This window comes from Ohtaekwangia kribbensis (genome assembly GCF_042676245.1).
Taxonomy (GTDB): Bacteria; Bacteroidota; Bacteroidia; order Cytophagales; family Cyclobacteriaceae; genus Ohtaekwangia; species Ohtaekwangia kribbensis.
This window is the reverse complement of sequence record NZ_JBHTKA010000001.1, coordinates 272,206-298,584: the sequence shown is the minus strand read 5'-3', so window position 1 is coordinate 298,584 and position 26,379 is coordinate 272,206. Positions and strand designations below refer to the sequence as shown.

General features: G+C 44.5%; 14 protein-coding genes. 12 read left to right on the top strand and 2 right to left on the bottom strand.

Annotation, left to right across the window (positions count from 1 at the left end; genetic code table 11):
* Positions 1 to 18: 18 nt before the first annotated feature.
* The 12 genes from ACFQ21_RS01295 to ACFQ21_RS01240 all read left to right on the top strand — a co-directional run bounded on the left by ACFQ21_RS01295 (position 19) and on the right by ACFQ21_RS01240 (position 21,502).
* Positions 19 to 3,330, top strand: a complete 3,312-nt coding sequence (locus tag ACFQ21_RS01295) for a ThuA domain-containing protein (protein WP_377573695.1) — start codon at positions 19 to 21, stop codon at positions 3,328 to 3,330.
* A gap of 25 nt (positions 3,331 to 3,355) precedes the next feature.
* On the top strand, positions 3,356 to 4,210 hold the full coding sequence (locus ACFQ21_RS01290) for a sugar phosphate isomerase/epimerase family protein (protein ID WP_377573692.1): 855 nt from the start codon (positions 3,356 to 3,358) through the stop codon (positions 4,208 to 4,210).
* 109 nt (positions 4,211 to 4,319) lie between these two features.
* Entirely contained in the window at positions 4,320 to 4,688 is a 369-nt protein-coding gene (locus tag ACFQ21_RS01285) for a transmembrane 220 family protein (RefSeq protein WP_377573689.1), read from the top strand.
* A gap of 279 nt (positions 4,689 to 4,967) precedes the next feature.
* A complete protein-coding gene (locus ACFQ21_RS01280; RefSeq protein WP_377573686.1) occupies positions 4,968 to 6,641 on the top strand; it encodes an alpha-amylase family glycosyl hydrolase in 1,674 nt (557 codons plus the stop codon).
* Positions 6,642 to 6,722: 81 nt separating this feature from the next.
* The gene (locus ACFQ21_RS01275; protein ID WP_377573683.1) at positions 6,723 to 8,669 is read left to right on the top strand and encodes an alpha-1,4-glucan--maltose-1-phosphate maltosyltransferase; all 1,947 of its coding nucleotides are present in this window, start codon (positions 6,723 to 6,725) and stop codon (positions 8,667 to 8,669) included.
* Positions 8,670 to 8,672: 3 nt separating this feature from the next.
* Positions 8,673 to 12,017, top strand: coding sequence for a maltose alpha-D-glucosyltransferase (gene treS, locus ACFQ21_RS01270; RefSeq protein WP_377573680.1), 3,345 nt, complete (start codon positions 8,673 to 8,675; stop codon positions 12,015 to 12,017).
* A 158-nt stretch (positions 12,018 to 12,175) separates the two neighbouring features.
* Positions 12,176 to 14,158: a 1,4-alpha-glucan branching protein GlgB gene (gene glgB / locus ACFQ21_RS01265; RefSeq protein ID WP_377573676.1), complete on the top strand. Its 1,983-nt coding sequence runs from the start codon at positions 12,176 to 12,178 to the stop codon at positions 14,156 to 14,158.
* A gap of 127 nt (positions 14,159 to 14,285) precedes the next feature.
* The gene (locus tag ACFQ21_RS01260) at positions 14,286 to 16,679 is read left to right on the top strand and encodes a DUF3536 domain-containing protein (RefSeq protein ID WP_377573673.1); all 2,394 of its coding nucleotides are present in this window, start codon (positions 14,286 to 14,288) and stop codon (positions 16,677 to 16,679) included.
* Positions 16,680 to 16,714: 35 nt separating this feature from the next.
* Positions 16,715 to 17,278: a hypothetical protein gene (locus ACFQ21_RS01255; protein ID WP_377573671.1), complete on the top strand. Its 564-nt coding sequence runs from the start codon at positions 16,715 to 16,717 to the stop codon at positions 17,276 to 17,278.
* Between the two features lie 43 nt (positions 17,279 to 17,321).
* Positions 17,322 to 18,119, top strand: a complete 798-nt coding sequence (locus ACFQ21_RS01250) for an HTTM domain-containing protein (RefSeq protein WP_377573668.1) — start codon at positions 17,322 to 17,324, stop codon at positions 18,117 to 18,119.
* 656 nt (positions 18,120 to 18,775) lie between these two features.
* Positions 18,776 to 19,279, top strand: a complete 504-nt coding sequence (locus tag ACFQ21_RS01245; RefSeq protein ID WP_377573665.1) for a YfiR family protein — start codon at positions 18,776 to 18,778, stop codon at positions 19,277 to 19,279.
* A 24-nt stretch (positions 19,280 to 19,303) separates the two neighbouring features.
* Positions 19,304 to 21,502, top strand: coding sequence for a TonB-dependent receptor plug domain-containing protein (locus ACFQ21_RS01240; protein WP_377573662.1), 2,199 nt, complete (start codon positions 19,304 to 19,306; stop codon positions 21,500 to 21,502).
* A gap of 273 nt (positions 21,503 to 21,775) precedes the next feature.
* On the opposite strand, the gene ACFQ21_RS01235 is transcribed toward ACFQ21_RS01240, so the two are convergent.
* Together ACFQ21_RS01235 and ACFQ21_RS01230 are read right to left on the bottom strand one after the other, a co-directional pair.
* On the bottom strand, positions 21,776 to 23,290 hold the full coding sequence (locus ACFQ21_RS01235) for a RagB/SusD family nutrient uptake outer membrane protein (protein ID WP_377573659.1): 1,515 nt from the start codon (positions 23,288 to 23,290) through the stop codon (positions 21,776 to 21,778).
* A gap of 31 nt (positions 23,291 to 23,321) precedes the next feature.
* The gene (locus ACFQ21_RS01230; RefSeq protein WP_377573657.1) at positions 23,322 to 26,369 is read right to left on the bottom strand and encodes a SusC/RagA family TonB-linked outer membrane protein; all 3,048 of its coding nucleotides are present in this window, start codon (positions 26,367 to 26,369) and stop codon (positions 23,322 to 23,324) included.
* Between the last annotated feature and the right edge of the window lie 10 nt (positions 26,370 to 26,379).

Genomic DNA, 26,379 nt, shown 5'->3' with positions numbered 1-26,379 from the left:
TTTTAATTTCTACCTGTTATGAAACACTCCTATATAGCAATCGCGGTGTTGTTCTGTCTGTTGCTTGCGTGTAAGCAAGACAGATCGCGCGGACGTGTACTCGTCTTCTCCAAAACCAACGGCTTTCGTCACGAATCGATTAGTACTGGTAAAGTTAAACTGATCGAGCTCGGTGCTAAAAATAATTTTGATGTAGATACAACGGAAGATGCCAGCGTTTTCACGGAAGAAAATCTGAAAAAGTATAGCGCGGTTATCTTTCTTAATACAACCAACAACGTACTTGATCTTCAACAGCAAAGTCACTTCAAGCGCTATATACAGGCTGGCGGTGGTTTTGTAGGTATACATGCTGCTGCCGACACGGAGTACGAATGGCCGTGGTATGGCAGATTAGTAGGCGCGTACTTCAAGAGTCACCCGCATATACAGGATGCCACGCTGAAGAAAGTAAAACCTTTCGGACCGAATACATTACCCGATAGTTGGACACGCAAAGACGAATGGTATAACTACAAGAATATATCAGACGAGATCAACGTGATCTATAACCTGGATGAGACATCCTACCAGGGCGGCCAAAACGGAGCCGAACATCCTATAGCCTGGTATCATGAATTTGATGGCGGCCGTTCATTCTATACCGGTATGGGCCACACGCACGAGAGTTACTCCGACTCGCTATACATGCAACACGTGCTGCAGGGTATACAATATGCGATGGGCGAGAAGGGCCTCGACTACTCGAAAGCCACCGCAAAAGTTGCTCCCGAAGACAATCGCTTTACGAAAACGGTTCTGGATTTCAATCTTAATGAACCAACGGAAATGGTGGTACTCAACGATGGTCGCATCATTTTTGTAGAGCGCAAAGGCGATGTAAAACTATACGATCCGAAAGATGGAAAGGTAAACGTAGTCAATACGCTCAATATAGGAACGAAGTTCGAGGATGGTGTGATGGGTATCACAGCGGATCCGGATTTCGATAAGAACCACTGGCTATATATATACTATGCACATCCGGAGAAATCCGCTAACATCTTGTCCAGATTTACCTTTACGGATAAAGTGGACATGGCTTCCGAGAAAGTAATTCTGGAAGTGCCGACACAACGCGAGACCTGCTGCCACACCGGAGGATCGTTGACGTTTGATGCAAAAGGAAACCTGTTCTTATCCACCGGTGATAACACTTCGCCTTTTGAATCGAAGGGATTTAGCCCATCCGATGAGCGTGCCGGACGCAGTCCGTTTGATGCACAGAAGTCATCAGCCAATACCAATGATCTTCGCGGAAAGATCCTGCGCATCCATCCCGAACCCGATGGTACCTATACTATACCGGAAGGAAACCTGTTCGCAAAAGGAGAGGCCGGTACACGCCCGGAAATATATGTGATGGGTTGTCGCAATCCTTATCGAATCTCAGTTGATCAAAAGACGGGTACATTATTCTGGGGTGAAGTTGGTCCGGATGCAGGTGAATCCGATTCACTTCGCGGTCCGCGCGGTCATGATGAAGTTAACATGGCTACCAGGCCGGGTAATTATGGCTGGCCTTATTTTGTAGGTAAGAACTTTGCCTACAGGAAACATGACTTTGCAACCGGAAAGAGCAGCAGCGCATGGGATGCTACAAAGCCACTTAATGAATCTCCTAACAATACAGGTAAGAAAGAATTACCACCTGCTCAACCTGCGTTGATATACTATCCTTATGCAAAGTCAGAAGAGTTTCCCATGCTGAAAGAGGGTGGACGCAACGCTATGGCCGGACCGATATACTATAGCGATCAGTATAAAGGTAAAGACACTGCCTTCCCTGATTACTTCGATGGTAAACTGATTGCCTATGATTGGATGCGTAACGTGATATTTTTAGTGAGTCTTGATACGGCAGGCAAGATCATGGACATGGAACCGTTCATGGCGAACACGGGCTTCAACAACATCATTGATATGTCGTTCGGGCCGGACGGTAAACTATATATGATCGAGTACGGCACGAAGTGGTTTGCACAGAACCTCGATGCACGCCTCGTGCGCATTGACTACAACGGAGGCAATCGCACGCCGGTAGCACAGCTCTCGGTGGATAAACCTTCGGGGTCAGTTCCGTTATCCGTGAAATTCTCTTCGAAAGGAAGTCTTGATTATGATACCGGTGACAGCCTGAGCTATCTGTTGGAAGTAGCCGGCAAGACCTATAACTCCGACAACGGCAACTTCGAAGTAACACTGGACAAGCCGGGAGTATATAATGCTAAATTGAAAGTTACGGATGATAAAGGTAACAGTGCCAATGCCGTTACGCAGGTAACAGCGGGTAACGAACCTGCGGTGATCAAAGCATCCATTGTGGAAGGAAATAAAACGTTCTTCTTCCCGAATACAAAACTGAAATATAGTATTGAAGTTACCGACAAAGAAGATGGCTCTACAGCAGATGGTAAAATTTCTGCCGATGCTGTCACGATCTCCTTCGACTATATGAAGGGTTTTGACATGACAAAAGTAGCGCAAGGTCACCAGATGCCGACAGCAGAATTGCCGGGGAAAGCACTGATCGCGAAGAGCGATTGTAAATCATGCCACATTATCGATCAGCGTTCTGCCGGGCCAAGCTATAAAGATGTTGCCACCAAGTATAAATCGCAGACCGGTGCTATAGATTACCTGGCCGCTAAAATTATCAAAGGCGGCTCAGGTGTTTGGGGCACCACGGAAATGGCCGCTCACCCGCAGATCAGCGTGGAGGATGCAAAAGAAATGGTAAACTATATATTGTCTTTGGGGGATGAGAAAACTGCGAAAAAACTTCCGCTGAGCGGAACGGTAACAACCGGCAACGAGACCCTGGGAGCATATTTACTCACCATTTCCTATTATGATAAAGGTGCAGCACCGGTTCCTTCCATCGGTACAAATGCCACCGTAGTATTGCGCAGCCCGATGTTGAAAGCAAATGAAGCAACGGATCTGCATATAGTGCGTGTACTCAATTTTGGTGACAACATTGCTCTCGAAAATGTAAAGCACACAGCACACGCAAAATTTGCTGAACTTGATCTCACCGGAGTTAAAAAAGCGAAACTTCTTCCATACCTTGGAGACGATCAGGTAGGTGGTGAAGTGGAGATACACCTGGATAAACCAGATGGAAAATTACTCGGTAAAGCAAAAGTAGCCGGTAAAGGTCTCGTGCCTCAAACCATTAGCCTGGAGACATCCGCCGGATATCACGATTTGTACCTCGTCTTTAAAAATGAAGGTGCAGGAAACAAATCTTTGTTTTATTTTGGTGGTATAGAATTGTTAAATAAATAGGAGCCCATTAAATAAACCTACAACCATGAAAAGAAGAGAGTTTGTACAAACAGCATCGTTCGCGGCAGCGGGCCTTCTTTCGCTACCTACCTTTTTGGCAGCGGGCAAAGTAAAGGCGGCATCCAGTCTCGGACTGCAATTGTATACATTGCGCGATACTATACCCAACGATCCAAAGGGTGTGTTACAGAAAGTTGCCAGCTTCGGCTATAAGGAATTGGAAACTTATGGCTATAACAATGGCAAGATTTTCGGAATGGAATTCGCAGAATTCGGTAAATATGTAAAGAGCCTCGGTATGAAAGTAACGAGCGGTCACTACGGCTGGGACATTGTAAGAGGCAACTGGGAGAAGGCTGTTACGGATGCAAAATCTATCGGTCAGTCATTTATGGTTGTACCCTGGATCGCGCAGGAAGAACGCGGCTCGATCGAGAGCTTCAAGAAGCTTTGTGGCGAGTTGAACAAAGCCGGTGAGATCTGTAACAAGCACGGTATACGCCTGGGCTATCACAACCACGCCTTTGAGTTCGAACAAGTTGACGGACAGATACCATACGATGTTATGCTGGCCGAACTTGATCCGAAGAAAGTAGGCATGGAGATGGATATCTTCTGGGTTGTAAATGCCGGTCTTGATCCGATCAAATATTTTGAGAAGCACCCAGGTCGCTTCGAGCAGTGGCATGTAAAAGATATGAGCAAGGAAGATCGTAACCGTAATGCCGATGTAGGTACCGGTACAATCGACTGGAAAGCAATCTTCGCCAAAGCAAAACAATCCGGTATGAAGCACTACTATGTAGAGCAGGAGTCATATCCGGGGGCACCGATCGATAGTGTTGGTGCCAGCGCCAAGTACCTGAAAACAATATTGTAATTTTCTGTACTTTCAGATAGTAAAGATGTCGGGTGTAAATGCCCGACATTTTTGTTTTATACCGATAGCTATTTTACTTTGACACCACGTTTCACCTTATCGATACACTATGCGTGTTGTCAACTTCATTCTGGCCATTATGTTCCTGGGCTTTGCCTTTTTACAACTCAATGATCCTGATCCTGCTCTCTGGATTGTGATCTACGGAGTAATGGCCGTGTTCTGCATTACTGCCATGTTCGAAGTTTACTCACGCAAGGCCATTCTCGCGGTGATGATCATTTACGGCATCTATAGCTTGTTCTATATACCCGGAGTAATGGAATGGCTGCAGCAGGAAGATCGGTCAGCCCTGTTTGATGATGTGGCAAAAATGGAACACCTCTACATCGAAGAGTCGCGCGAATTCCTCGGCCTTCTTATTTGTATTGTTGTGCTGGCATTCTACCTGTATCGCTCCGGTAAGCGGAGTAAGTAAAGGAGCAGCCTATAGCGGGTAACAACAGTGTAAACCTACTGTGAATCACATTCATACAACAAGTAATCTTAATATTAAAATCAATTTTGTCTACAGGATCAATTAACGCAAATCTTCCGGTAATCCTTTTCAATTTATTATCTTCATGTCTTTATGAGAAGAATTTTTGTGTTCCTTTTTACAGTCGGCCTGCTGGCATGCTGTTCTAGATCAAAAGAGAAAATTCCACCAGTAATGCCTATGGAAAAGTCTTCAGGGAAGGTTGTCATATACCAGCTCATGACACGCCTTTTTGGAAATAAAAATACAACGAACAAACCCTATGGTACCATCGAAGAAAATGGTGTGGGTAAGTTCAACGATATTAATCCGGCTGCACTGCGGTCGTTAAAAACAATGGGCATCACGCACGTGTGGTATACCGGTGTTATTGAACATGCTGTACTGACAGACTATACGAAATATGGTATAGCACTGGACGATGCCGATGTAGTGAAAGGACGTGCCGGATCACCGTATGCTATCAAAGATTACTACGATGTTAATCCCGATCTGGCCAACGATGTTGGCAATCGCATGACTGAGTTTGAACACCTGGTAGATCGCACGCATGCCGAAGGTTTAAAAGTGATCATCGACTTTGTACCGAACCATGTAGCGCGCTCCTATAAATCGGATAAGAAACCGGCCGGTGTAAAAGACCTCGGTGAAACCGATGATAAAAATGTAGCGTTCAGTGCCTCGAATAATTTTTACTATTTACCCGGACAATCATTCCATGTACCGGCAGGCTATAAACCGCTTGGCCCGAATGCATTCCCCACGCTCGATGGTAAATATGATGAGACACCTGCGAAAGTTACAGGCAACGATCAGTTTACAGCAAGCCCTGGAGTAAACGAATGGTTTGAGACCGTAAAACTGAATTACGGTGTAGACATTCAGAACGGGCGCAGAACATTTTTCGATCCGGTGCCTGACACGTGGGTAAAGATGAAAGATATACTGGTGTTCTGGGCGAATAAAAAAGTCGATGGCTTTCGCTGCGATATGGCCGAGATGGTGCCGGTTGAATTCTGGAACTGGGCTATACCACAGGTGAAGGAAGTAAATAAAGATATAGTCTTCATTGCCGAGATATATAACCCGGCACAGTACAACAACTACATCAACAACGGTCAGTTCGATTACCTGTATGATAAGGTACAGCTATACGATACATTGCGTTTACTGGTGCGCGGTGAGCGTAGCACAGCTGATATCCATGCTATATACCAGACACAGGAGAATATACACCCGAACATGCTGCACTTCCTGGAGAACCACGATGAACAACGCATCGCGTCACCGTTCTTCGCGGGCGATCCGTGGAAAGCTATACCAGCCATGGTGATCAGCGCTACATTGGACAATGGTCCGGTAATGATATACTTTGGACAAGAGGTAGGAGAGGCCGGTGCCGGTGCCGAAGGATTTTCAAGTGAAGATGGTCGCACCACCATCTTTGATTACTGGGGTGTACCTCAACATCAGAAATGGATGAACGGTGGCAAGTTCGATGGCGACTCGCTGTCGATGGAACAGAAACAGCTTCGTTCATTCTATAGCGACCTGTTAACGCTGTCTTCTAAAAATCCTGCGCTAGTGGATGGTGAATATGCAGACCTGACAGCATCCAATATAGCAGCTGGTAATTTTACAGATAAAGTACACGCCTTTATGCGCTTCGCTGGCGAGGAACGGTTGCTGATACTGACGAGCTTTAACGCTGCACCGCTCCCGGTAAAAGTGCAGGTGCCCAAAGATATATTTACCCGTGCCGGATTAGACCCGGCCGCAAACTATATAGCCCGCGACTTGTTATGGAGGGAGGCAGAGGTTGGTTTCGACCAGAACCTCGCGTTTCAATTAACACTGAAACCCTATAGCTCGTTTATCTTCAAGATAAAATAGGGCAGGGTATATAATTATGGATATATAAAAAGTATAGAACGCTACCCGATTGATAGTAAACGTTCATTAAAAATTAGCCCGATGCAAGAACACAGAGGACAGTCCAGAGTAATGATTGAAAACGTGCAGCCGCAGGTAGACGGAGGGTTGTACGCGGCAAAGCGAACCGTTGGTGAACGGGTAGATGTTACGGCTGATATATTTGGCGATGGTCATGATCACATCCGCGCGCACGTATGGTATAAACGCGATGGTGATGCCGAATGGAGTATTGTGGAGATGCTGCCTGTAATGAACGATTCATGGAAGGGTTCTTTTTACGTGCAGCAAAGAGGTATATATCTGTTTACTGTGGTAGCGTGGGTAGATCATCTCGAAACCTGGTATGACGGATTCAAAAAGAAAGCAGCTGCGCATGTTGATGTAAGAACAGAATTGCTCGAAGGCGTTATCATGCTGAAGAAACTCGCTGGCGATAGGAATAATGAACTGCAGCACGCAGCTAAAAAACTCGAAGAGCACTATAACGCAGCCGTGGAGCATGTACTCAGCGAAGAGTTTAAAGAAATCGTGCATCATTACCCGCTTATTGAATTCGAAACACAGTATGATAAAGTACTGCCGGTGGTAGTAGAGCATAAAAAAGCAAACTTCTCTACCTGGTATGAATTGTTTCCACGGTCCGCATCGCTCGAAGGTAAACACGGAACGTTTCAGGATGTTATCAAACTGTTGCCGCGTGTAGCGTCCATGGGTTTTGATGTACTGTATCTTCCGCCTATACATCCTATCGGTAAAGTAAACCGCAAGGGTAAAAATAACAATGTAAAGTCAGAGCCGGGCGAACCGGGTTCACCGTGGGCCATTGGCAGTGATGAAGGTGGACATAAATCTATACTCCCGGAGCTGGGCACGTTAGACGATTACAAACGACTGATCCAGGAGGCAAAAAAATATCACATCGATATAGCACTAGATCTTGCGTTTCAATGCGCGCCCGATCATCCGTATGTAAAAGAACATCCCCAGTGGTTCAAACAACGTCCGGATGGAACGATACAGTATGCTGAAAATCCCCCGAAGAAATACCAGGATATATACCCTTTTAATTTTGAGACAGACGACTGGATAGCGCTGTGGCAGGAGTTGAAATCGGTGATCACCTTCTGGATCGATCAGGGCGTACAAATATTCCGTGTCGATAATCCACATACCAAGCCTATACCATTCTGGCAGTGGGCAATTGCCGAAGTGAATAAACTATATCCGGATATAATCTTCTTATCAGAAGCATTTACACGTCCGCGAATCATGGCTTCGCTTGCCAAGATCGGGTTCACACAAGGTTATACATACTTTACCTGGCGCGTGAGTAAAGCCGAGCTGACGGAGTATATGAATGAGCTGGTATACGGCCCATCGCGCAATTACTTCCGTCCGAATTTCTGGCCGAACACACCGGATATACTTCCGTGGCATTTGCAGCACCAGGGAGAGAATGTATTTATCATCCGCTTTGCACTGGCCGCTACATTGTCATCCAACTATGGTATGTATGGTCCGGCCTACGAGTTCTACGACAACGTGCCGACGGAAGGCAAAGAAGAATACTATAATTCCGAGAAATACGAAATCAAGCAGCACGACTGGAAGCGCACCAATCGAATGACCGACATCATTACGATTGTAAACCGCGCGCGTAAAGAACATGCCGCTCTTCAATCAACCTGGAACATTCATTTCTGTTTTATCGAGAATCCGAACCTCTTCGCGTATCTCAAAGCTACAGATGATCTTTCCAGCATTATACTCGTTGTGGTAAATCTCGATCCGCATGGCCGTCAGTCAGGCTATGTACAATTACCCAAGCACATTCTGAACATCGGTGATCGCGTCAATGTAAAACTGCATGACCTGATGACGGATGATCACTATACCTGGACACAGGAGTGGAACTATGTGGAGATCGATCCCTATAAAATGCCATTTCATTTGTTCAGACTGGCAGTACACGAATCATATATGTAACACATGAGTACACCTATCAAATCCGGAGAACCTCTTTGGTTTAAGGACGCAGTCATTTACGAAGTATCGGTTCGCGCATTTTACGATAGCAATGGCGATGGTATAGGAGATTTTCCCGGGTTGATCCAGAAGCTGGATTATCTCGAAGATCTTGGTATCAATACCTTGTGGTTACTGCCATTCTATCCATCACCGTTAAAAGATGATGGCTTTGACGTGTCCGATCATACCGATGTCCATCCGGATTATGGTACACTCGCTGACTTCAAACAATTTCTGAAAGAAGCACACCGCAGAGGTATACGCGTTATCATTGAACTTATACTCAATCATACGTCCGATCAGCATCCGTGGTTCAAGCGCTCGCGCAAAGCGAAGGCAGGCTCACGCTATCGCGATCTCTATGTATGGAGTGACACGACCGATCGCTACAAAGAAGCGCGTGTCATGTTCTCCGATGCCGAAGCATCCAACTGGACATGGGACACCGAAGCGCGCGCCTACTACTGGCATCGTTTCTACCGCCATCAACCCGAGTTGAACTTCGAGAATGCCGAAGTACAAATGGAAATGATCAAGGTGGTTGACTTCTGGATGAAGTTAGGTGTGGATGGATTTCGCTTAGGCTCGGTTGCTTTTCTCTTTGAAGAAGAAGGTACCAGCTGCGAGAACCTTCCGCAGACACACGTGTTCCTCAAGAAGCTTCGTGCGCACATCGATAAGAACTATAAAGATAAAGTACTCATTGCCGAAGCCAACCTCTGGCCTGAAGATGCAGCAACTTACTTTGGTGGAGGTGAAGAGTGCCACATGAACTTTAACTTTCCCCTGATGCCGCGCATGTTCCTCGCGCTGCGTACAGAAGACAGTTACCCGATTGTTGACATCATTGAGCAAACGCCTGTAACACCTCCCAATTGCCAGTGGGTTGTTTTCCTCCGGAACCACGATGAACTCGGTTTGGAAATGGTAACGGAAGAAGAGAAAGATTATTTACTCAAAGCCTATGCGAGCGATCCGAACTCCAAAGTAAATACCGGTATACGCAGACGTTTGGCTCCCATGCTGAACAACGATCGCAGAAAGATCGAACTTTTATATACTATATTATTTTCATTGCCCGGTACACCAGTTATATACTATGGCGATGAAATCGGTATGGGCGATAATATATACCTGGGCGATCGCTTTGGTGTACGCACGCCCATGCAGTGGAACATGAACCTCAACGCAGGTTTCTCTACCGCGAACCCGCAGCGCTTGTTCCTGCCCATTATTACCGACCCGGTATATCGTTATGAATCTGTAAACGTGGCTACTGAAGAAGAGAATCCTTCTTCGCTGCTATGGTGGTTAAAACACGTTATGGCTATGCGCAAACGCCTCAATATCTTCGGACGAGGCACCATGAAATTCATTGAGAGTAACAACGCCAAAGTGCTGGCCTTTGCGCGTACCGATGAGAAGCAACAGATCATCGTTGTGGCAAACCTTTCACAGTTTTCGCAGGCCGCTATATTGAATCTGGCCGAGTTCAGAGATTGTGATATGACGGAAGCATTCAGTCAGAATCGTTTCATGAATGTAGGCGATGGTGATTACCCGATTACCATTGGTCCTTATGGATACTTCTGGTTCCAGGCTGATACACCGGAGAAGAAAGAGAAAGCCGATGCCAGCGGAGAGTTACCGCTGATACGCACCGATATATCGTGGGAACGTTTACTCGATAACTATAACGAAGTACGTAACCTGGAACGAAAAATTCTGCCACCGTTCATGCGTAAGTGCCGGTGGTTTGGCGGTAAAGCAAAAGTGATCAGCAAGATCGCTATTCATAAAACTATACCGATGAAGGTGGAGGGTGATACGCATTACCTCACCATCATCGAAGTACATTACGTGCAGCGTTTGCCAGAGCTATATTTCCTGCCGCTCACCTTTGTGCCGTCTGATAATATCCTCGAGCGCGTGGAATATACCGTGCAAAGTGTAGTGTGCCGTGCCGAGATACAGGGCCGTTCCGGCTTTATCATGGATAGCAGTTACGATAAAGTTTTCCGCGACTTCCTGTTCATGAGCATGGAGAAAGAAGTGCGGTTGAAAGATGATAGTGGTGGCGAACTTGAATTCAACTCAAGTGTATTCGCCAAACTGGGCAAGAATAAAAAAGTAGACTCGAAGATCCTGAAGACCGATCAGAGTAACACCGCGATCATCTATAATGACGAGTACTTCTTCAAGTTCTATCGTAAATTGGAGAAAGAGATTAATCCTGATCTGGAAATTATCCGCTTCTTATCCGAGCATACTACATTTCAGAACTGTCCTAAATATGCGGGCAGCATTGAGTATCACGATAGCGAAGGCAACACGATTGTATTCGGATTGCTGCAGGAGAAAGTAGAGAACCAGGGTGAAGCGTGGGCGATGTCTGTGGATTCAGTCGGGCGTTTCTATGAGCGTGTAATGGCGAAAGGTAAAGCAGTAAAATTACCCAAGCTCATCAACCGTTCTGCTATAAAATTTGAAGACTCACCGGAGATCATACAGGAGTTGATTGGTCGTGGTTTCTATGAACGCATTGTGCGTTTAGGACAACGCACTGCCGAGATGCATATAGCGCTCGCGTCTGATGCATCAAACCCTGCTTTTACAACCGAGAAGTTTACAGCAAACTACCAGCGCTCCATGTATTCATCGTTGCGTAAAATGGTGCGCGATCGTTTCAGCCTGCTGGAGGCTACATTGCCCAAACTTGATCCGCAGGTACAGGAGCTTGCTAAAAAGATACTCGCACTGGAAGATGATATACTCGAGTGCTTCAGCGAAATATACCAGGTAAAGATTACAGCCGTTAAAACACGTATCCACGGCGATTACCATTTGGGACAAGTGTTGTTTACGGGTAAAGATTTTGTGATCATTGATTTCGAGGGCGAACCGGGGCTGGCTTTCAGTGAAAGACGTTTGAAACGCAGTCCGCTGAAAGACGTAGCGGGTATGATGCGCTCCATTCACTATGCAGCCTTCGGAAAAATATTGCTCAACGAAAATTACCGCGACCGCGACCTGGAGTTCCTGGAATCATGGGCAGAACAGTGGCAACACTATATCGGGCGCTATTATTTAGGATCCTACATGGATCGTATGGGAATGGGCACGGTATTATCGGAAGAGCATGATATCCTGCTGAGGACATTTCTACTCGAAAAGGCGATCTATGAACTTGGCTATGAGCTGAACGGTCGCCCGGATTGGACAGTAATTCCATTGCGGGGGATTTACTATCACATGAAGCGGTTCCAGGAGGAGAAGGAGGAGAGGAAGGAGACAAGGAAGAAGTGAAGAATTTAGAAGAATTCAGAAGTAAGAAGTAAGATATTAAGAAGTAAGATATTAAGAAGTAAGATATATAGCAGGGTGAGGATGGATGTGCGAGCTGATTGGTATAGCGACTCTTACTTTTGTATTGGTAATTTTTTTTTGAAGCAATCCACGGCACCATGGCAAAGAAAACGAAACAGACTGAAAGCACTCCGGTAGTTGATGACGGGCATTTCAGTTTATTTACAGAGTATGATATATACCTGTTCAAATCAGGTAAACATTACAAGTTGTATGAAAAGATGGGTGCGCACGTTGTTACACACAACGGTGTGGAAGGAACCTACTTCGCGGTGTGGGCTCCGAATGCTCGGGTGGTATCGGTAATCGGATATTTCAACCACTGGCGTGATGGTGTACATAAACTCAGTGCACGCTGGGATCACTCCGGTGTATGGGAAGGTTTCTTTCCGGATATAAAACATGGCGAGGCCTATAAATACGCTATATATTCCAATACAGGCGACTTTGTAGAGAAAGCTGATCCGTTTGCCGCGTATGCAGAAACTCCGCCTCGCACGGCTTCTATTGTGTGGGAGCCCAAGTATGAATGGAAAGACCAGGAGTGGCTGGAACACCGCAGACAACTCGCGGGTAAACCGAAGCCTTACTCGGTTTATGAAGTACACTTTGGTTCGTGGAGGCGCAAGACGGAAGAGAACAACCGCGCATTGACGTATCCGGAGATGGCGCATGAACTCGTGGACTATGTAAAGGATCTGGGCTTTACGCACGTGGAGTTTCTTCCGTTGATGGAACACCCGTTCTATGGCTCATGGGGCTATCAGCTCACAGGATATTTTGCTCCGACAAGTCGCTATGGTAGTCCGGAGGATTTCATGTATATGGTGGATTGTTTCCATCGGGCCGGTATAGGTGTTATACTCGATTGGGTGCCTTCTCATTTTCCGGGCGATGCACATGGTCTCTATAAATTTGATGGCACGCATCTCTATGAACATGCCGATCCACGAAAAGGATTTCACCCCGACTGGAAGAGCTATATATTTAACTATGGTCGTAATGAAGTCCGGTCGTTCCTCATTAGCAATGCGATGTTCTGGATGGAGCGTTATCACATTGACGGACTTCGCGTAGATGCTGTGGCATCCATGCTATACCTCGATTACTCGCGCAAGGATGGCGAGTGGATTGCGAATGAATACGGAGGTAATGAAAACCTCGAAGCGATATCGTTCCTGAAAGAGATGAACGAAGCGGTGTATAAAGATTTTCCCGATGCTGTAACGATCGCGGAAGAGTCAACTTCGTGGACGGGTGTCTCAAGGCCAACCTATATCGGTGGGCTCGGCTTCGGACAAAAATGGATGATGGGATGGATGCATGATACGCTTCACTTTTTCCAACTTGATCCCGTTCATCGCAAGTATCATCACAATGAAATCACATTTAGTATAATTTACGCGTTCACAGAAAACTTCATGTTGCCGCTGTCGCACGATGAAGTGGTGCATGGCAAAGGATCTATACTCGGAAAAATGCCGGGTGACGAGTGGCGTAAGTTTGCCAACCTGCGTTTGCTGTATGGCTATATGTTCATGCACCCCGGAACAAAACTTTTGTTCATGGGAGGTGAATTTGGACAATCATCGGAATGGTCGCACGAGCGGAGTCTCGACTGGCATTTGCTGCAATACGATGTACACAAAGGTGTGCAGACGCTGATGCGCGACCTCAACGCGTTCTATAAAAACGAACCAGCTCTCTACCAGCACGCATTTGATAACAAAGGTTTCCGATGGATCGACTATGGCGATCGCGACAACAGTGTGATCGCTTTCCAACGTTTGAGTGATCATAAAGAAGACTTGCTCGTGGTGGTGTGTAATTTTACTCCGGAGGTTCGTTATCACTATCGTATCGGTGTACCGTATCGCGGACAGTGGAAAGAAGTATTCAATTCTGATCTGAAACGTTATAACGGAGGTGATGTAATAAATTCAGGTTTAATACCAACTTCGCCAGTTAAATATCATGGGCAGGATTACTCCATTTCATTAACTTTACCTCCGCTCGCGATCACGGTTCTGAAGCTCGAAAGAGAATTGAACGAGTTTGAGCTGAAAGACATTGGAACATAAATAGATTTATCCGTTAGCTGTTAAACGTTGGTCGCGCGCGTCAGCAGGAAGAGTGAAGAGGAAAATCTTCCGCTATATATACCACACGCACACCCGTAGAACGATTAACGGATAACGACTAACGATTTTGGAAAAGTACATTTGTATTCACGGACATTTTTACCAGCCACCCCGTGAAAATGCCTGGCTAGAGGTAATTGAGGTCCAGGATTCAGCACATCCCTATCACGACTGGAATGAACGCATCTCGGCAGAGTGTTATGGGCCCAACGCGGCTTCGCGTATACTCAACGAGAAGGGCGTTATCAAAAATATAATCAATAATTACTCGCGCATCAGTTTTAACTTCGGTGCTACGTTGCTCTCGTGGATGCAGGTATATGATCGAGAAACATACGATGCTATCATTGAAGCCGATCGCGAAAGCGTGAAGAACTTTGGAGGCCATGGTTCTGCCATGGCGCAGGTATATAATCACATCATTCTTCCGTTAGCGAATAAGCGCGATAAAGAGACACAGATCATCTGGGGCATCCGCGATTTCATTTCGCGCTTCGGACGTTTGCCCGAAGGCATGTGGCTCGCGGAGACAGCGGTAGATGTAGAGTCGCTGGAGCTGCTTGTAAAACATGGAATCAAATTTACCGTACTCGCGCCACGCCAGGCTAAAGCTATACGCAAACTCGGTGATACCAAATGGAGCGATGTTACAACGGAGAGCCTGGACACACGAAGACCCTATACCTGTAAATTACCTTCCGGGAAAAGTATAGCGCTATTCTTTTACGATGGACAGATCGCACAGGGTGTAGCCTTTGATGGCCTGCTATACGATGGTAAAAAGTTTGCCGATCGTTTACTCGGATCGTTTGCTGATCGCAGTGAAGCACAACTTGTACATATTGCTACGGATGGCGAAACGTACGGTCATCATCACAAACACGGCGACATGGCGTTGGCGTTTTGTCTTGATCATATTGAGCGGAATTCCGAATCGAGTCTCACCAACTACGCAGAATTCCTCGCGAAATTTCCACCGGTTTACGAAGCCATGATTCACGAAAACAGTTCGTGGAGTTGTGTGCATGGTGTAGAGCGCTGGCGTAATGACTGCGGCTGTAATTCAGGAGGTAAACCGAACTGGAATCAACGCTGGCGTAAACCGCTACGCGAATCATTGGACTGGCTGCGCGATGAGCTCGGATTGATCTTCGAACGCGAAGCTTCCAAAGTATTGAAAGATCCCTGGAAAGCACGCGAAGACTATATCAATGTTATACTCGAGCGAAACGATGATAACATTCGAAAATTTTTAAAAGAACATTGCCTGCGCGATGTGGAGCAGAACCATGTACTCCGCCTCATGGAAGTACAGCGTCATGCCATGCTGATGTATACCAGTTGTGGCTGGTTCTTTGATGAGATCTCCGGCATTGAGACAACGCAGATCATGCAGTACGCATGTCGCGCGATACAGTTGGTGAGTCAGATCAGCGAGACACACCTCGAAGAAGATTTCCTCAAGCGACTTGTAACAGCACCCAGCAATGTGTCTTCGCTGGAGAACGGTGCGCAGATATACCGCAAGTATGTACTGCCTGCTAAAACAAACCTGCAGCGTGTGGGTATGCACTATGCTGTGGCTTCCATCTTTGAAGAAGATCCCGAATCATTCCCGGTATTCAACTATACTACGCAAAATGAAATCTTTATTCGTAAAGAGGCCGGTGAACAAAAGCTTGTGATAGGGGTAACGCGTGTACGCTCGAATGTAACACGTTCGCAGAAGAAGTTCGCGTTTGCCGTTATATACATGGGCCAGCATAATATTATCGGTAATATATCCCTGGATATGGATGCCGATATATTTACAACGATGCAGGAACAGGTCGTAAAAGCATTTGACGAAGGTCGTCTCGGAGATATTATCGGGTTGATGCAAACATACTTTGGCTCAGAGAAATATACCATCTGGCAATTGTTCCAGGATGAGAAGCGGAAGGTATTCAACCTGATCACGCAGCAGAGTATGAATGACCTTGAAGAATCGCTGCGCAGAATATACAACCGCGATTACCCGCTGGTAAATGCACTTGCCAACAACGATACGCCTATACCAAACGCGTACCGAACTACCTTTGAGTATATATTGAATGCCGACCTGGTTCGTTGTTTCCAAACCGACAAGATTAACATACGCCAGGTGGAGCGCATCATGAGTGAGTTGTCCAAATGGAAACTCGCCATTGAAGACACCGGAAGGGTAGAGCGACTGGCTGGTGAAAGTATATTCAAGGAATTGAAACGTATCCATGCCGAAGGCCAGACGATAAGACGCATTGAACGCCTGAACCGGTTGTTCCCGCTGTTGCGTGATTTCAAGATCAACCCGAATCTGTATAAGACACAAAATCTTTATTTCGAAATGTCGGTGCAGCATAAGGAACATAACGGTCATACCGCAGAGTGGATCAAACAGTTCGGACTGTTGGGCGACAATCTGGGCGTTAAAGTCGATTAGTTTGCAGGAGCGAAACGTTATTACTAATTTTTAGTGTGAATACACACGATCCTCAAACGTTCCGTAAACGTATAGCAGCAATAGTCGCTATGCTGCTGGTTGTTCATGTATTGCTTTGTATATATTTTACGGTAACACCGCGAAAATATATACTACATGCCAGCTCGCTGGGATTGCTGTATCATCGCGTATTTCTCATCGGACCATTCTTTACGGAAGATCGTATCGCTTCGTCCACCCACCTATACATGCGTTATAAGGTAAAAGGCGGCTCCTGGTCTGAATTTTCCTGCTATACAGATCGGGTACATCGTGAGGGGAGGCCTATATTACTTCACTACAACGACTTACGGCACGATGATCTGCTGCGCTACTTCGCAAAAGCCTATCGGCCTGCTAAAACCACCAGCGAAAAATTGAATACACAACTCTGTCTTTTGAATCGCTATAGTATATCCGAACTGATACCGAAGGAGCGCGCTATAGATTCCTTAAACCTTCTGTATGTTCATAACTCCTTTCAGCAGAAACATGCAATAGGCAAATCGGATACTATATGGAATGTAATGTTTAATCCAGACCGTTGTGTTGTTCGCTGAATTTATAACACACCTGTCATCTGCAAGGCATAACCAGAAAGCAGTGACAATCTTCTGCAAGGCCATGCTTGTATTCGCATTGGTAAAGATTCTTTTTATCTGGAATACATCGCTCACCCTTGTATCGTATTACGAGTTTGCTACGCCGGGTTCGCTCATCGGAAAAATAATTTTTCTTCCATCGGTATTGGCTAATGATCATTTGAATCTGATATATATAGCTTTCATGGCTGTACTGATTATTCTTGTAATTCTTCCGTGGAATTATATATCAGGAATACTATTCTTCTGGATTATCTTTAACCTATACAGGCTCAATATTCCAGTGATGAATGGCTCGGATAATGTTCAGCTTGTACTGGCCGGTTGTATGGTGTTCATGACCGTGCGGCCATACATAAAACATTCTATACTTTCAGATTTACAGGCAACAAGTTTTAATGCAGCCGTCATCCTGGCTCAATTGATCGTAGTATGTATATACTTTATTTCCGGGTGGGATAAACTGGTAACAGAGTCGTGGCGAACGGGAGAAGCCATTGCTATGATCGCCCAACGCGAGCAGCAGGTAGGAGTGTGGGGAAGTGCTATAGTTGAAAATGCGTTGGTTAACGGTATGCTGTCCTGGACAACGATCATCTTTGAGCTGGCTTTTGCAATACTCATCTGGTTCAGAAGATTCCGATTTCCCTTATTGATTATGGGAGTGATGTTTCATCTTATCATAGCATTTACCCTTACACTATACGATTTCTCGTTCGTCATGATCGCATCATACTTTATATTTCTCACCGATGAGGACTACACTAAGATGATCAGAAATCTTTCCGTATTTGCTTAGCTATCAGGATACCCGTTGATTGTACTGAAATAACAATAATTATATACTATACTAAATTGTTACTGGTGATATTTATATGCTATTTTTTTTTGATAAATAAAAAATGATTTTCGGTAATCTGTTTCTGTAAATCAATTGATCTTTGTCCTGTCAGAATCGTGGGGAGTGAATCGTGTTCTCCCTTAAAAATAGTAGCAGTATATGTTAAACAGGGGGCGCAATATTCTGGCAGAAGTTTCAAATGCAGTAAATGATGGTGAATACTTCTTTTGTAATGTTTATGCGTGAAATCAATATTTAAATCGTTATTCGTTTTTTATCTGTTTTGTTAAAAATATATCCCATTATTTTATTTTTCGTTGTCTGTGAAGAGCGTTCTTATTTGATGTAGTCTCTCTGATGTTGGATAAGTTGTGCGAAATATATAGGAATGTTCCAGCCGTGCTATTATTCATACGCGGTATACTTAGGGTATATAGTATTATTTTTTTTTGTTAAGTATAAATACGGATACTCCTCTGTGCAATTAACCTGAATAGTTTATTGATAAAGAATGTTTTCATTTGTATAGGTAATATATAGATGATGGATGATTCTATTAAATATATACTAGTAATAGGTTTTATATAAATAAAGTAATTGATAATATAATACGTATGAAACTGCAACCTGAAACAACCTGCCGCGCGATATTGGCGCTTTTGTTAATCATGCCATTGGTGGTATCTGCCCAGAATGAAAAGTTCCATGCGATTTTCCTTTATAAGTTTATTGACAATGTTAACTGGCCGGATTCTAGGAAAGAACTTCGGGTGGGTATAATTGGTGATACCAAAGTGCTTGATGAATTTCAGAAAATTCTGAAGGCGAGATCAGTGAGTAATCTTATCGCACAGAAGATCACGGTGTCCGAAGTGTCAACTTGTGATGTGGTTTTTGTACCTGAAACACATAACGCTGTTTTTAACAGGGTTATGGAGAATGTTAAATCGAAAAGTATACTGGTAATTACGGAAGAACCGGATTTTGTGAGGAAGGGCGCAGGTATAAGCTTCCTGCAAGGAGAAGATAAGCTGGGATTCATTGTTAATAAGCATGCTCTGGATGAAAAGGGATTAAAGGTGTCGACTTTACTGCTAACTCTTGGAAAAGAAATTTAAGTACATATTTATTATATATTGATTATGAAACAACTCTACATTGTTTTCGTTCGAAGGGTAATTATTCCAGCGGCAGCATGCTTTTTTATTTTAAGCGGGCCTTCTTTGTTGGCGCAGGAGCAAGCAGATAAAGCTGAGGTTTCCGATGAGGAACTGTACGATATGTCTCTGGAAGAATTGCTGCACGCAAAAATAACTACAGCCTCCAAGTCAGAAGAGACGGTGCGCGATGCACCAGCGGTTGTCTCCGTAGTAACGGCCCGGGAAATTGAATCGTATGGCGCAGCCAACCTCGCTGAAGTACTTGATCGCGTAGCCGGACTATATATGATGGGATCTTATGTGCTGACGAACAATATGCCTGTGATACGCGGAGAGACCAATGCACATTGGTCCACCAAAGTATTGGTACTGATCGATGGCCGACCCTATCGTGATAGTTATCTTGGCGGAAACCAGGTTGAGATTTTTAATGTATATCCACTCAATGTTGTTGAGAGGGTTGAAGTTATACGCGGTCCGGGCTCTGTGTTATATGGTACCAACGCGTTTACAGGCGTGATCAATGTAATTCTGAAAAAATCGACTGAAAATAATTTTCAAACCACGACACGATACGGAAGTTTCAATACGCGTCAAACGGCAATCTCAGCAGGTGTCAAGCATAAACATCTTGTTGTAGATGCCAGTATAAATTTTTATAGTACTGACGGATGGAAATTTACGGCCCGGGATGAAAATGCGATCATCAGAAGCAAACGTAACCCGGTCTATGATTCTATTATCAATCCGCCCCGTACAATTTATCTGGATCGTACTGGTCTTGGGGCTGTTGTAAGCAGTTCATATAAAGGATTTACATTGAATACCTTTTACGGCCACACACGTCTTCAATCCATGCCCAATGCAGCCCAATGGTTCGTGCCGGTAGGTGGCGGTGTCAATGCTACACCTATAACATTTGAAGTCTATACCAGTAAACTATTTGCAGACGTAGGCTATAGCAAAGATGTTACGCCATACTACGCTACATCCATCAATGTAACATTCAACCGGACCTCCTTTGATATTGCACGCGCTGATTTTAAAAACAAGCCGGTCATCACCGTGAGTAACGATATTCTTACAGAATGGTCTAACAACCTGAAGCTCCATAAAAAATTAAAGGCCATTGTTGGTTTAGTAATGAATAGTCAACGCGGCAATGCGTTGGATAAAACAAAAAATGCGGATGGTACAGCATTTTCGAATAACAGGGAATTTGTAAATCCGGACGGGTATTACTTTGTGCCTGACTGGAATGAAACCTGGTATAGTGGCTATGCTCAACTCGCATATTCTCCTTTCAATTTTCTGAAAATTGTTGCCGGAGCGCAGGCCAATAAAGTTACCGGAGTTGATTTGAAATATAGTCCTCGCATTGCAGCGATCATACAGACGAAGCGAGGCTTAGGTGGTAAATTACTTTATGGTAGCGCTTTTCGCTCAGCAACTCCCGGTGGCGAGAAAGCCATTGATGTACCGGGTGTAATCCGTGGCAATCCCAATCTATTGCCGGAAGTAATTAATACATCTGAAGTTCAATTCTTTTTAGTGAAAAAGAAGTTCGAGGCTTCGGTCAATTATTTCTATAGCGATCAGTCCAACCAAATTGTACGAACATCGGCCGCAGATCCTTCAAATGAAATTCCGAACACGCCTCAGTTTGTGAACAGAGGTAACCAGAATTCGCATGGTATAGAGGCGGAAACGAAATTTTATATTTCGTCACGATGGAGTGGTTTAGCATCTTTTGCATCGCAGACTACTGAAAATGATTTGGGCTATAAAGATTATTCTGGTACGCCGTTATATATGGGCAAACTCGGTGTAAACTATAAGAATATCCGAGGCCTGCAGGTAAGTGTTTTCAACTCATATTACAGTAAAGGAGGAAATATACGCGCTAAGTTTTCTTCCGAGAATGTGCCCAACAATTTCTCTGGAAGACCTGTAGATGCCAATCCTAAAGTAAAGGCATTCAACTACCTTACGGCAAATGTACAATTGTCGCTTCGTGAGTTCCTGGAGAAATCGAATATGCCAGATATAACTCTGTTCTGCTACGGAATTAACCTCCTGGATCAGAAAATTTACTATCCTGAATTTGCACGCAGGAATATAAACTCGTATCCCGGAAGGTCAGGATTTAATATCCACACAGGCGTTACAATGAAGATGTAGTATAAAAAGAAACAGTGCCGGTTACAATAGTCGACACTGTTTCTTTTATACCGTTATGTGATATTAAACACAATATCAAAATCTGTTGATAACATACTACTCATAGAATTAAACAACACTTCGGTTTTATTCTACAAGTATATAGGGAGGTACGTATACTGGCCATTTTACATAACCGAAGCTATATAAACATTGGACGCAAGTTTGAACGAGGATAAAAAAAATCCCGGCCTTATGAGACCGGGATTTTTTTAGTCCTAAAATTATCGAATACTAATTTCCAAGGTTTGTGTTCAGCAATTGATCATAGATCGGAATTGGCTGCCAGTAAAATGCATGTGTAATATCATCTGGTTTACCGACAAGGGCTTGCTCCGATGCATCGCGATATGAATTTGCTTTGGCTACAGTTTCTGTTCTTTGCAGATCGAACCAGCGCGCAGCGGGTTCACAACCGGCAAATTCCCAGCCACGCTCCACTACCACTGAATCACGGAATGCTGCTGCTGTTAAACCAGTTGTTAAGTTTTTCAAACCGGCACGTGTTCTCACTTCATTAATAGCATCATACGCTGTGGCATCAACACCATCTGCCATAGCCTTAGCTTCTGCATAGGTTAGCAATACTTCAGCATACCGAATGATAGGTACAGTATGGCTGCCAACCCAGTTTGATGTTACGTGGTTAACCGGGTTGAAAGCAGCATCGTCCCTGTATTTCTGGAAGTAAGGATGTTTGTAGGTTGTCTTGGTATAATCAACCGCCTTGGTAGGATCGTTGCCCGGATAATATACCATCTGATAGGTCGCTTCTTTTCGCGGACCACTCGGAAACTTCTTATAAAAATTCAGTTCGCCATAGGCATCACCCCATGCACCTTCATCTTGCGGGCTATAGGCCAGTAGCATCATATTGGTGTTCGGGTAGACAAACTCTGCGATGTTCGTATTGTAGTAAATTCCATATACCGTTTCGCTGCTGAAGTTATTTTCTTTCTTCCATAGAATACTTATATCTACAAGTGCATAACCATATTTGGTTTTGTTGTCAATTACTTCTTTTGCTTTGGCAGCTGCCAGTGCATATTTATCGGTTTGCTTCAGCGGCCATCCGGCCATGGTTAAGTATACATTGGCCAACATGGCTTTTGCCGAACCGGCAGTGGGAGCGATGTTTACACCGTTCTGGAATCTTTTGCTGTCGTCTTTCCAGGTATCCGGTAACAAAGCTTCAGCCTGCTGAAGATCGGAGACGATCTGTGCATATATAGCTTCAACCGATGCATTCTGTGTCGTATAGTCGATTGTTGGCTCAGTAACCAGCGGAATCTCGCCCCAGACGCGCGTCAAAAAGAAATAGCTCATGCCGCGTAAAAAGTAAGCTTGTCCGGCAGTATTGTTGAGCTCCGTTTCCGTAGCATCGGCAGCGTTAGTATAATTAGCCAACAGGTTGTTGCTCGATTTTATAGTTCTGTAAAAATTAACCCACCAATAGTTTAACAGGTTGTTGGAAGAGCTTGCCCGAAATATATCAAAGTCAGACCAGTCTGCTTTGTTACCATCCCGGTTCGCGGTCATATCATCGGCACCAAATGTTGAGGCGAAGCCGGCAGTTTGATTGAATGTAAGTCCAATGAGATTATATAAACCTGTTGTTGCCAGATCAAGATCATTGGCAGTTTTATAGAAGCCTTCGGTTGTTAAGCTTGCTTTTGGATCTTCGGTGAGAAGATCGGAGCATGAGAATGACAGGAAAAGCAAACCTGCCATTGCTATATATTTTTTCATATAATTATTCAATGTTATTAAATGATACGAATTAGAATGTTGCCTGTAATCCTACAGAGAGTGATTTGGCGGTAGGATATGCCCCTATATCAAACCCTCCATAAGCATCGCTGGTGCCGGTTGTCGATAAACCTGTAGAGGTAATCTCCGGATCAAAGCCTATATAGTCTGTAATCGTCAGTAAATTTTGTGCACTTACGGTCAATTTCAGGCTGGCGAATTTTAACATGTCTTTCGGAAGGCTATACGACAGGCTGATGTTCTTCAGGCGAACATAGCTACCATTCTGTAAAAACTGCGTTGACTCGATCTGTGTTTTATTAAGAGAAGCCGGATCGGCAAATTTAGCATCGGTATTTTCCGGTGTCCAGTAATCAGCTGCAGCCGCCAGTGTTGGATATTTTACCGTACTGTTAGATGCACTGATCGCAGCATACGTAGCATTGAATACTTTATTTCCTTCGCTGCCTTGTATAAATATATTCAGTTCAAAGTTTTTATACCGTACGTTGTTGTTGAAACCAAAGGTGAATTTGGGTGTAGAGGTACCTGCGATTTTGCGATCCTCGGAACCAATTGTTCCGTTACCACTTACATCCTCATATTTAGCTTCTCCTGCTGTATGCGTACCTTCATTCTGTTGATATATACCTTGCCATGGTATAAGATAGAATGCTCCCAATGGCTCGCCCACTTTAACAACCTGGATGTTGGTATTAACAAGACCACGTGCCTGGTACCCGAGGTTGATAATATCATCTCCACCTAAGCTTACTACTTTATTCTTGTAAGAGGTAACGTTAAGGCCAGTTGTCCATGAAAGTTCTTCGGTTTCAATTATGTTTCCGTTTATACTAACTTCCAATCCTCTGTTTTGCACCTTGCCCAGGTTTACCAATGTACTTCCTCCACCATCATAATAGGGAATAGGTTTGCTTAGCAACAGATCCTTTGTATTTTTTACATAGTAATCTATGGTTGCGCTCAGCTTGCCGTTGAGAAAAGCCATCTCCAGACCAACATTGGTTTGAATAGTAGTTTCCCACTTCAGATTAGGGTTTGATGGATTTCCAACCGTATACCCTGGATATAGTGTTGTGGTTCCGTATGATGATTGACTTTTATCAAGCAAACCGAGGGTGCTGTAGGGTGTAACTGCCTGGTTACCGGTTTTACCATAACTTCCCCGTAATTTCAGATTTGTGAAGACGTTCAAATCCTGGATGAATGATTCTTCTGAAAGACGCCAGCCGGCAGCTATAGAAGGAAAGTATCCCCACTTGTTCGATCCTTGAAATTTAGACGAGCCGTCAATGCGGTATGTTGCCATGAACAGGTATCTATCTTTCAAAACATAGGAAAGACGACCTACATACGAAAGCAAGCCCCAGTTGCTATAGGAAGAACTTATACTCTGTGTTTTGTTAAGTGACAAGTTGTAGTAACCGTTAGTTTCGGATGTTAACCCGCCACCATTTGCAGATATACCTTTATAAGTGTTTGATGTTTCTTCCACTACGCCTGTAACCTTCACGTCATGGATATCATTAAACATCTTGTGGAATGTTACGATGTTACTGTTTTGCAGCGTGTAGCTCTCGGAAGAGCTTTGTCCTGAACTTGGATTAGTAGGCGATATCCAATGATTGGTTAGATAAGCGCTGCTCCCGAGGTTAGCATTTACACCCAATACGAGGTCGTACGATAGCCAGTCCGTTATGTCGTACTTTAATGTGCTGCTCATCAGGAAAGTATTCGATTTTGCATCGTTTAACCGCTCCTTTGCAGTCATGTACGGGTTAGAAGATATAGGTGATCCGGTTGCACTGGTACGGTTATATACCCCGGGGCTGCTATATATACTTTCCGTTGGTCCCCAGGATACAGTTGGTGTTACCATGGATACACCTCCGTCACCGGCATCGGTATTATTATGCGAGTTCTGGTGCGAAACGAAAAGGCCTACGCTCAGGTTGATCTTTTCGCTAAGCTTCGTATCTATATTTGAACGAAGTGCATATTTCTTTTGGTTTGTATTGATAATGATACCGGGCTGGTTAACATAGTATCCGGATATATAGTATCTCGTTTTCTCAGTTCCTCCGGAAGCAGATAACTGGTGGCTTTGTGTTACACTCGTACGAAATATAACGTCCTGCCAATCGGTGCCCGTTCCGGCAAGTGCATCCGGATCAGGATATATATCGCTGCCGGCAATATGATTGGCCAGCTTGGCATAACCAACAGCGTCCAGCAGATCGTATTTTTTTCTAACGGTGTTAAACGAAACAAAACTATTATACTCCACTTTAGTATGATCAGCTTTTCCTTTTTTTGTAGTAATCAATACCACACCATTCGATCCGCGCGATCCGTAGATCGATGTAGCGGATGCGTCTTTCAATACTTCGATAGATTCTATATCATTTACGTTTATATCTCCCAGCCCTGCGCTAAAGAGTGCGACACCGTCTACTACATAGAGTGGATCATTGCTGGAGTTGATCGAGTTCATGCCGCGAACGCGTATCTTTACTTCTCCGCCCGGAGCACCGGATACATTTTGTACGGATACACCGGCTATTCTTCCCTGCAATGCTTCGGATGTAGTTACGACAGGTTGATCTTTATAGGTAGTTGGTGATAGTGAACTTACCGAGCCTGTAATGTCTGTTTTCTTTTGCTCGCCATAACCGGTCACTACAATTTGTGTTAACATTTCCAGACTTGGTATCAAAGCTACATCAATAGTCGTCTGCCCGCCAACTTGTCTTTTTTCAGTATCGTAACCAACGAAGGAAAACACCAGCGTAGCATTTGGGTCGGTTATTACAATAGAGTAATCGCCATTTGCATCTGTCGTAGCACCGTTAGAAGTTCCTTCTATATATATGCTGGCTCCGGGCAACGATTGGTTAGTTGCATAGTCAGAGATTTTACCTTTAATAATAATCTCGGCTTTATCCTGTGCCAGCGTTACATGGCTGACCAACGCCAGCGCACTTGCTATTGCGAGATGTAACAGCGCTGGCCGCATACCAGTTTGTTTGTTGCTAAAATTGAGTAAACTTATTTTCATGCGTGTTTAA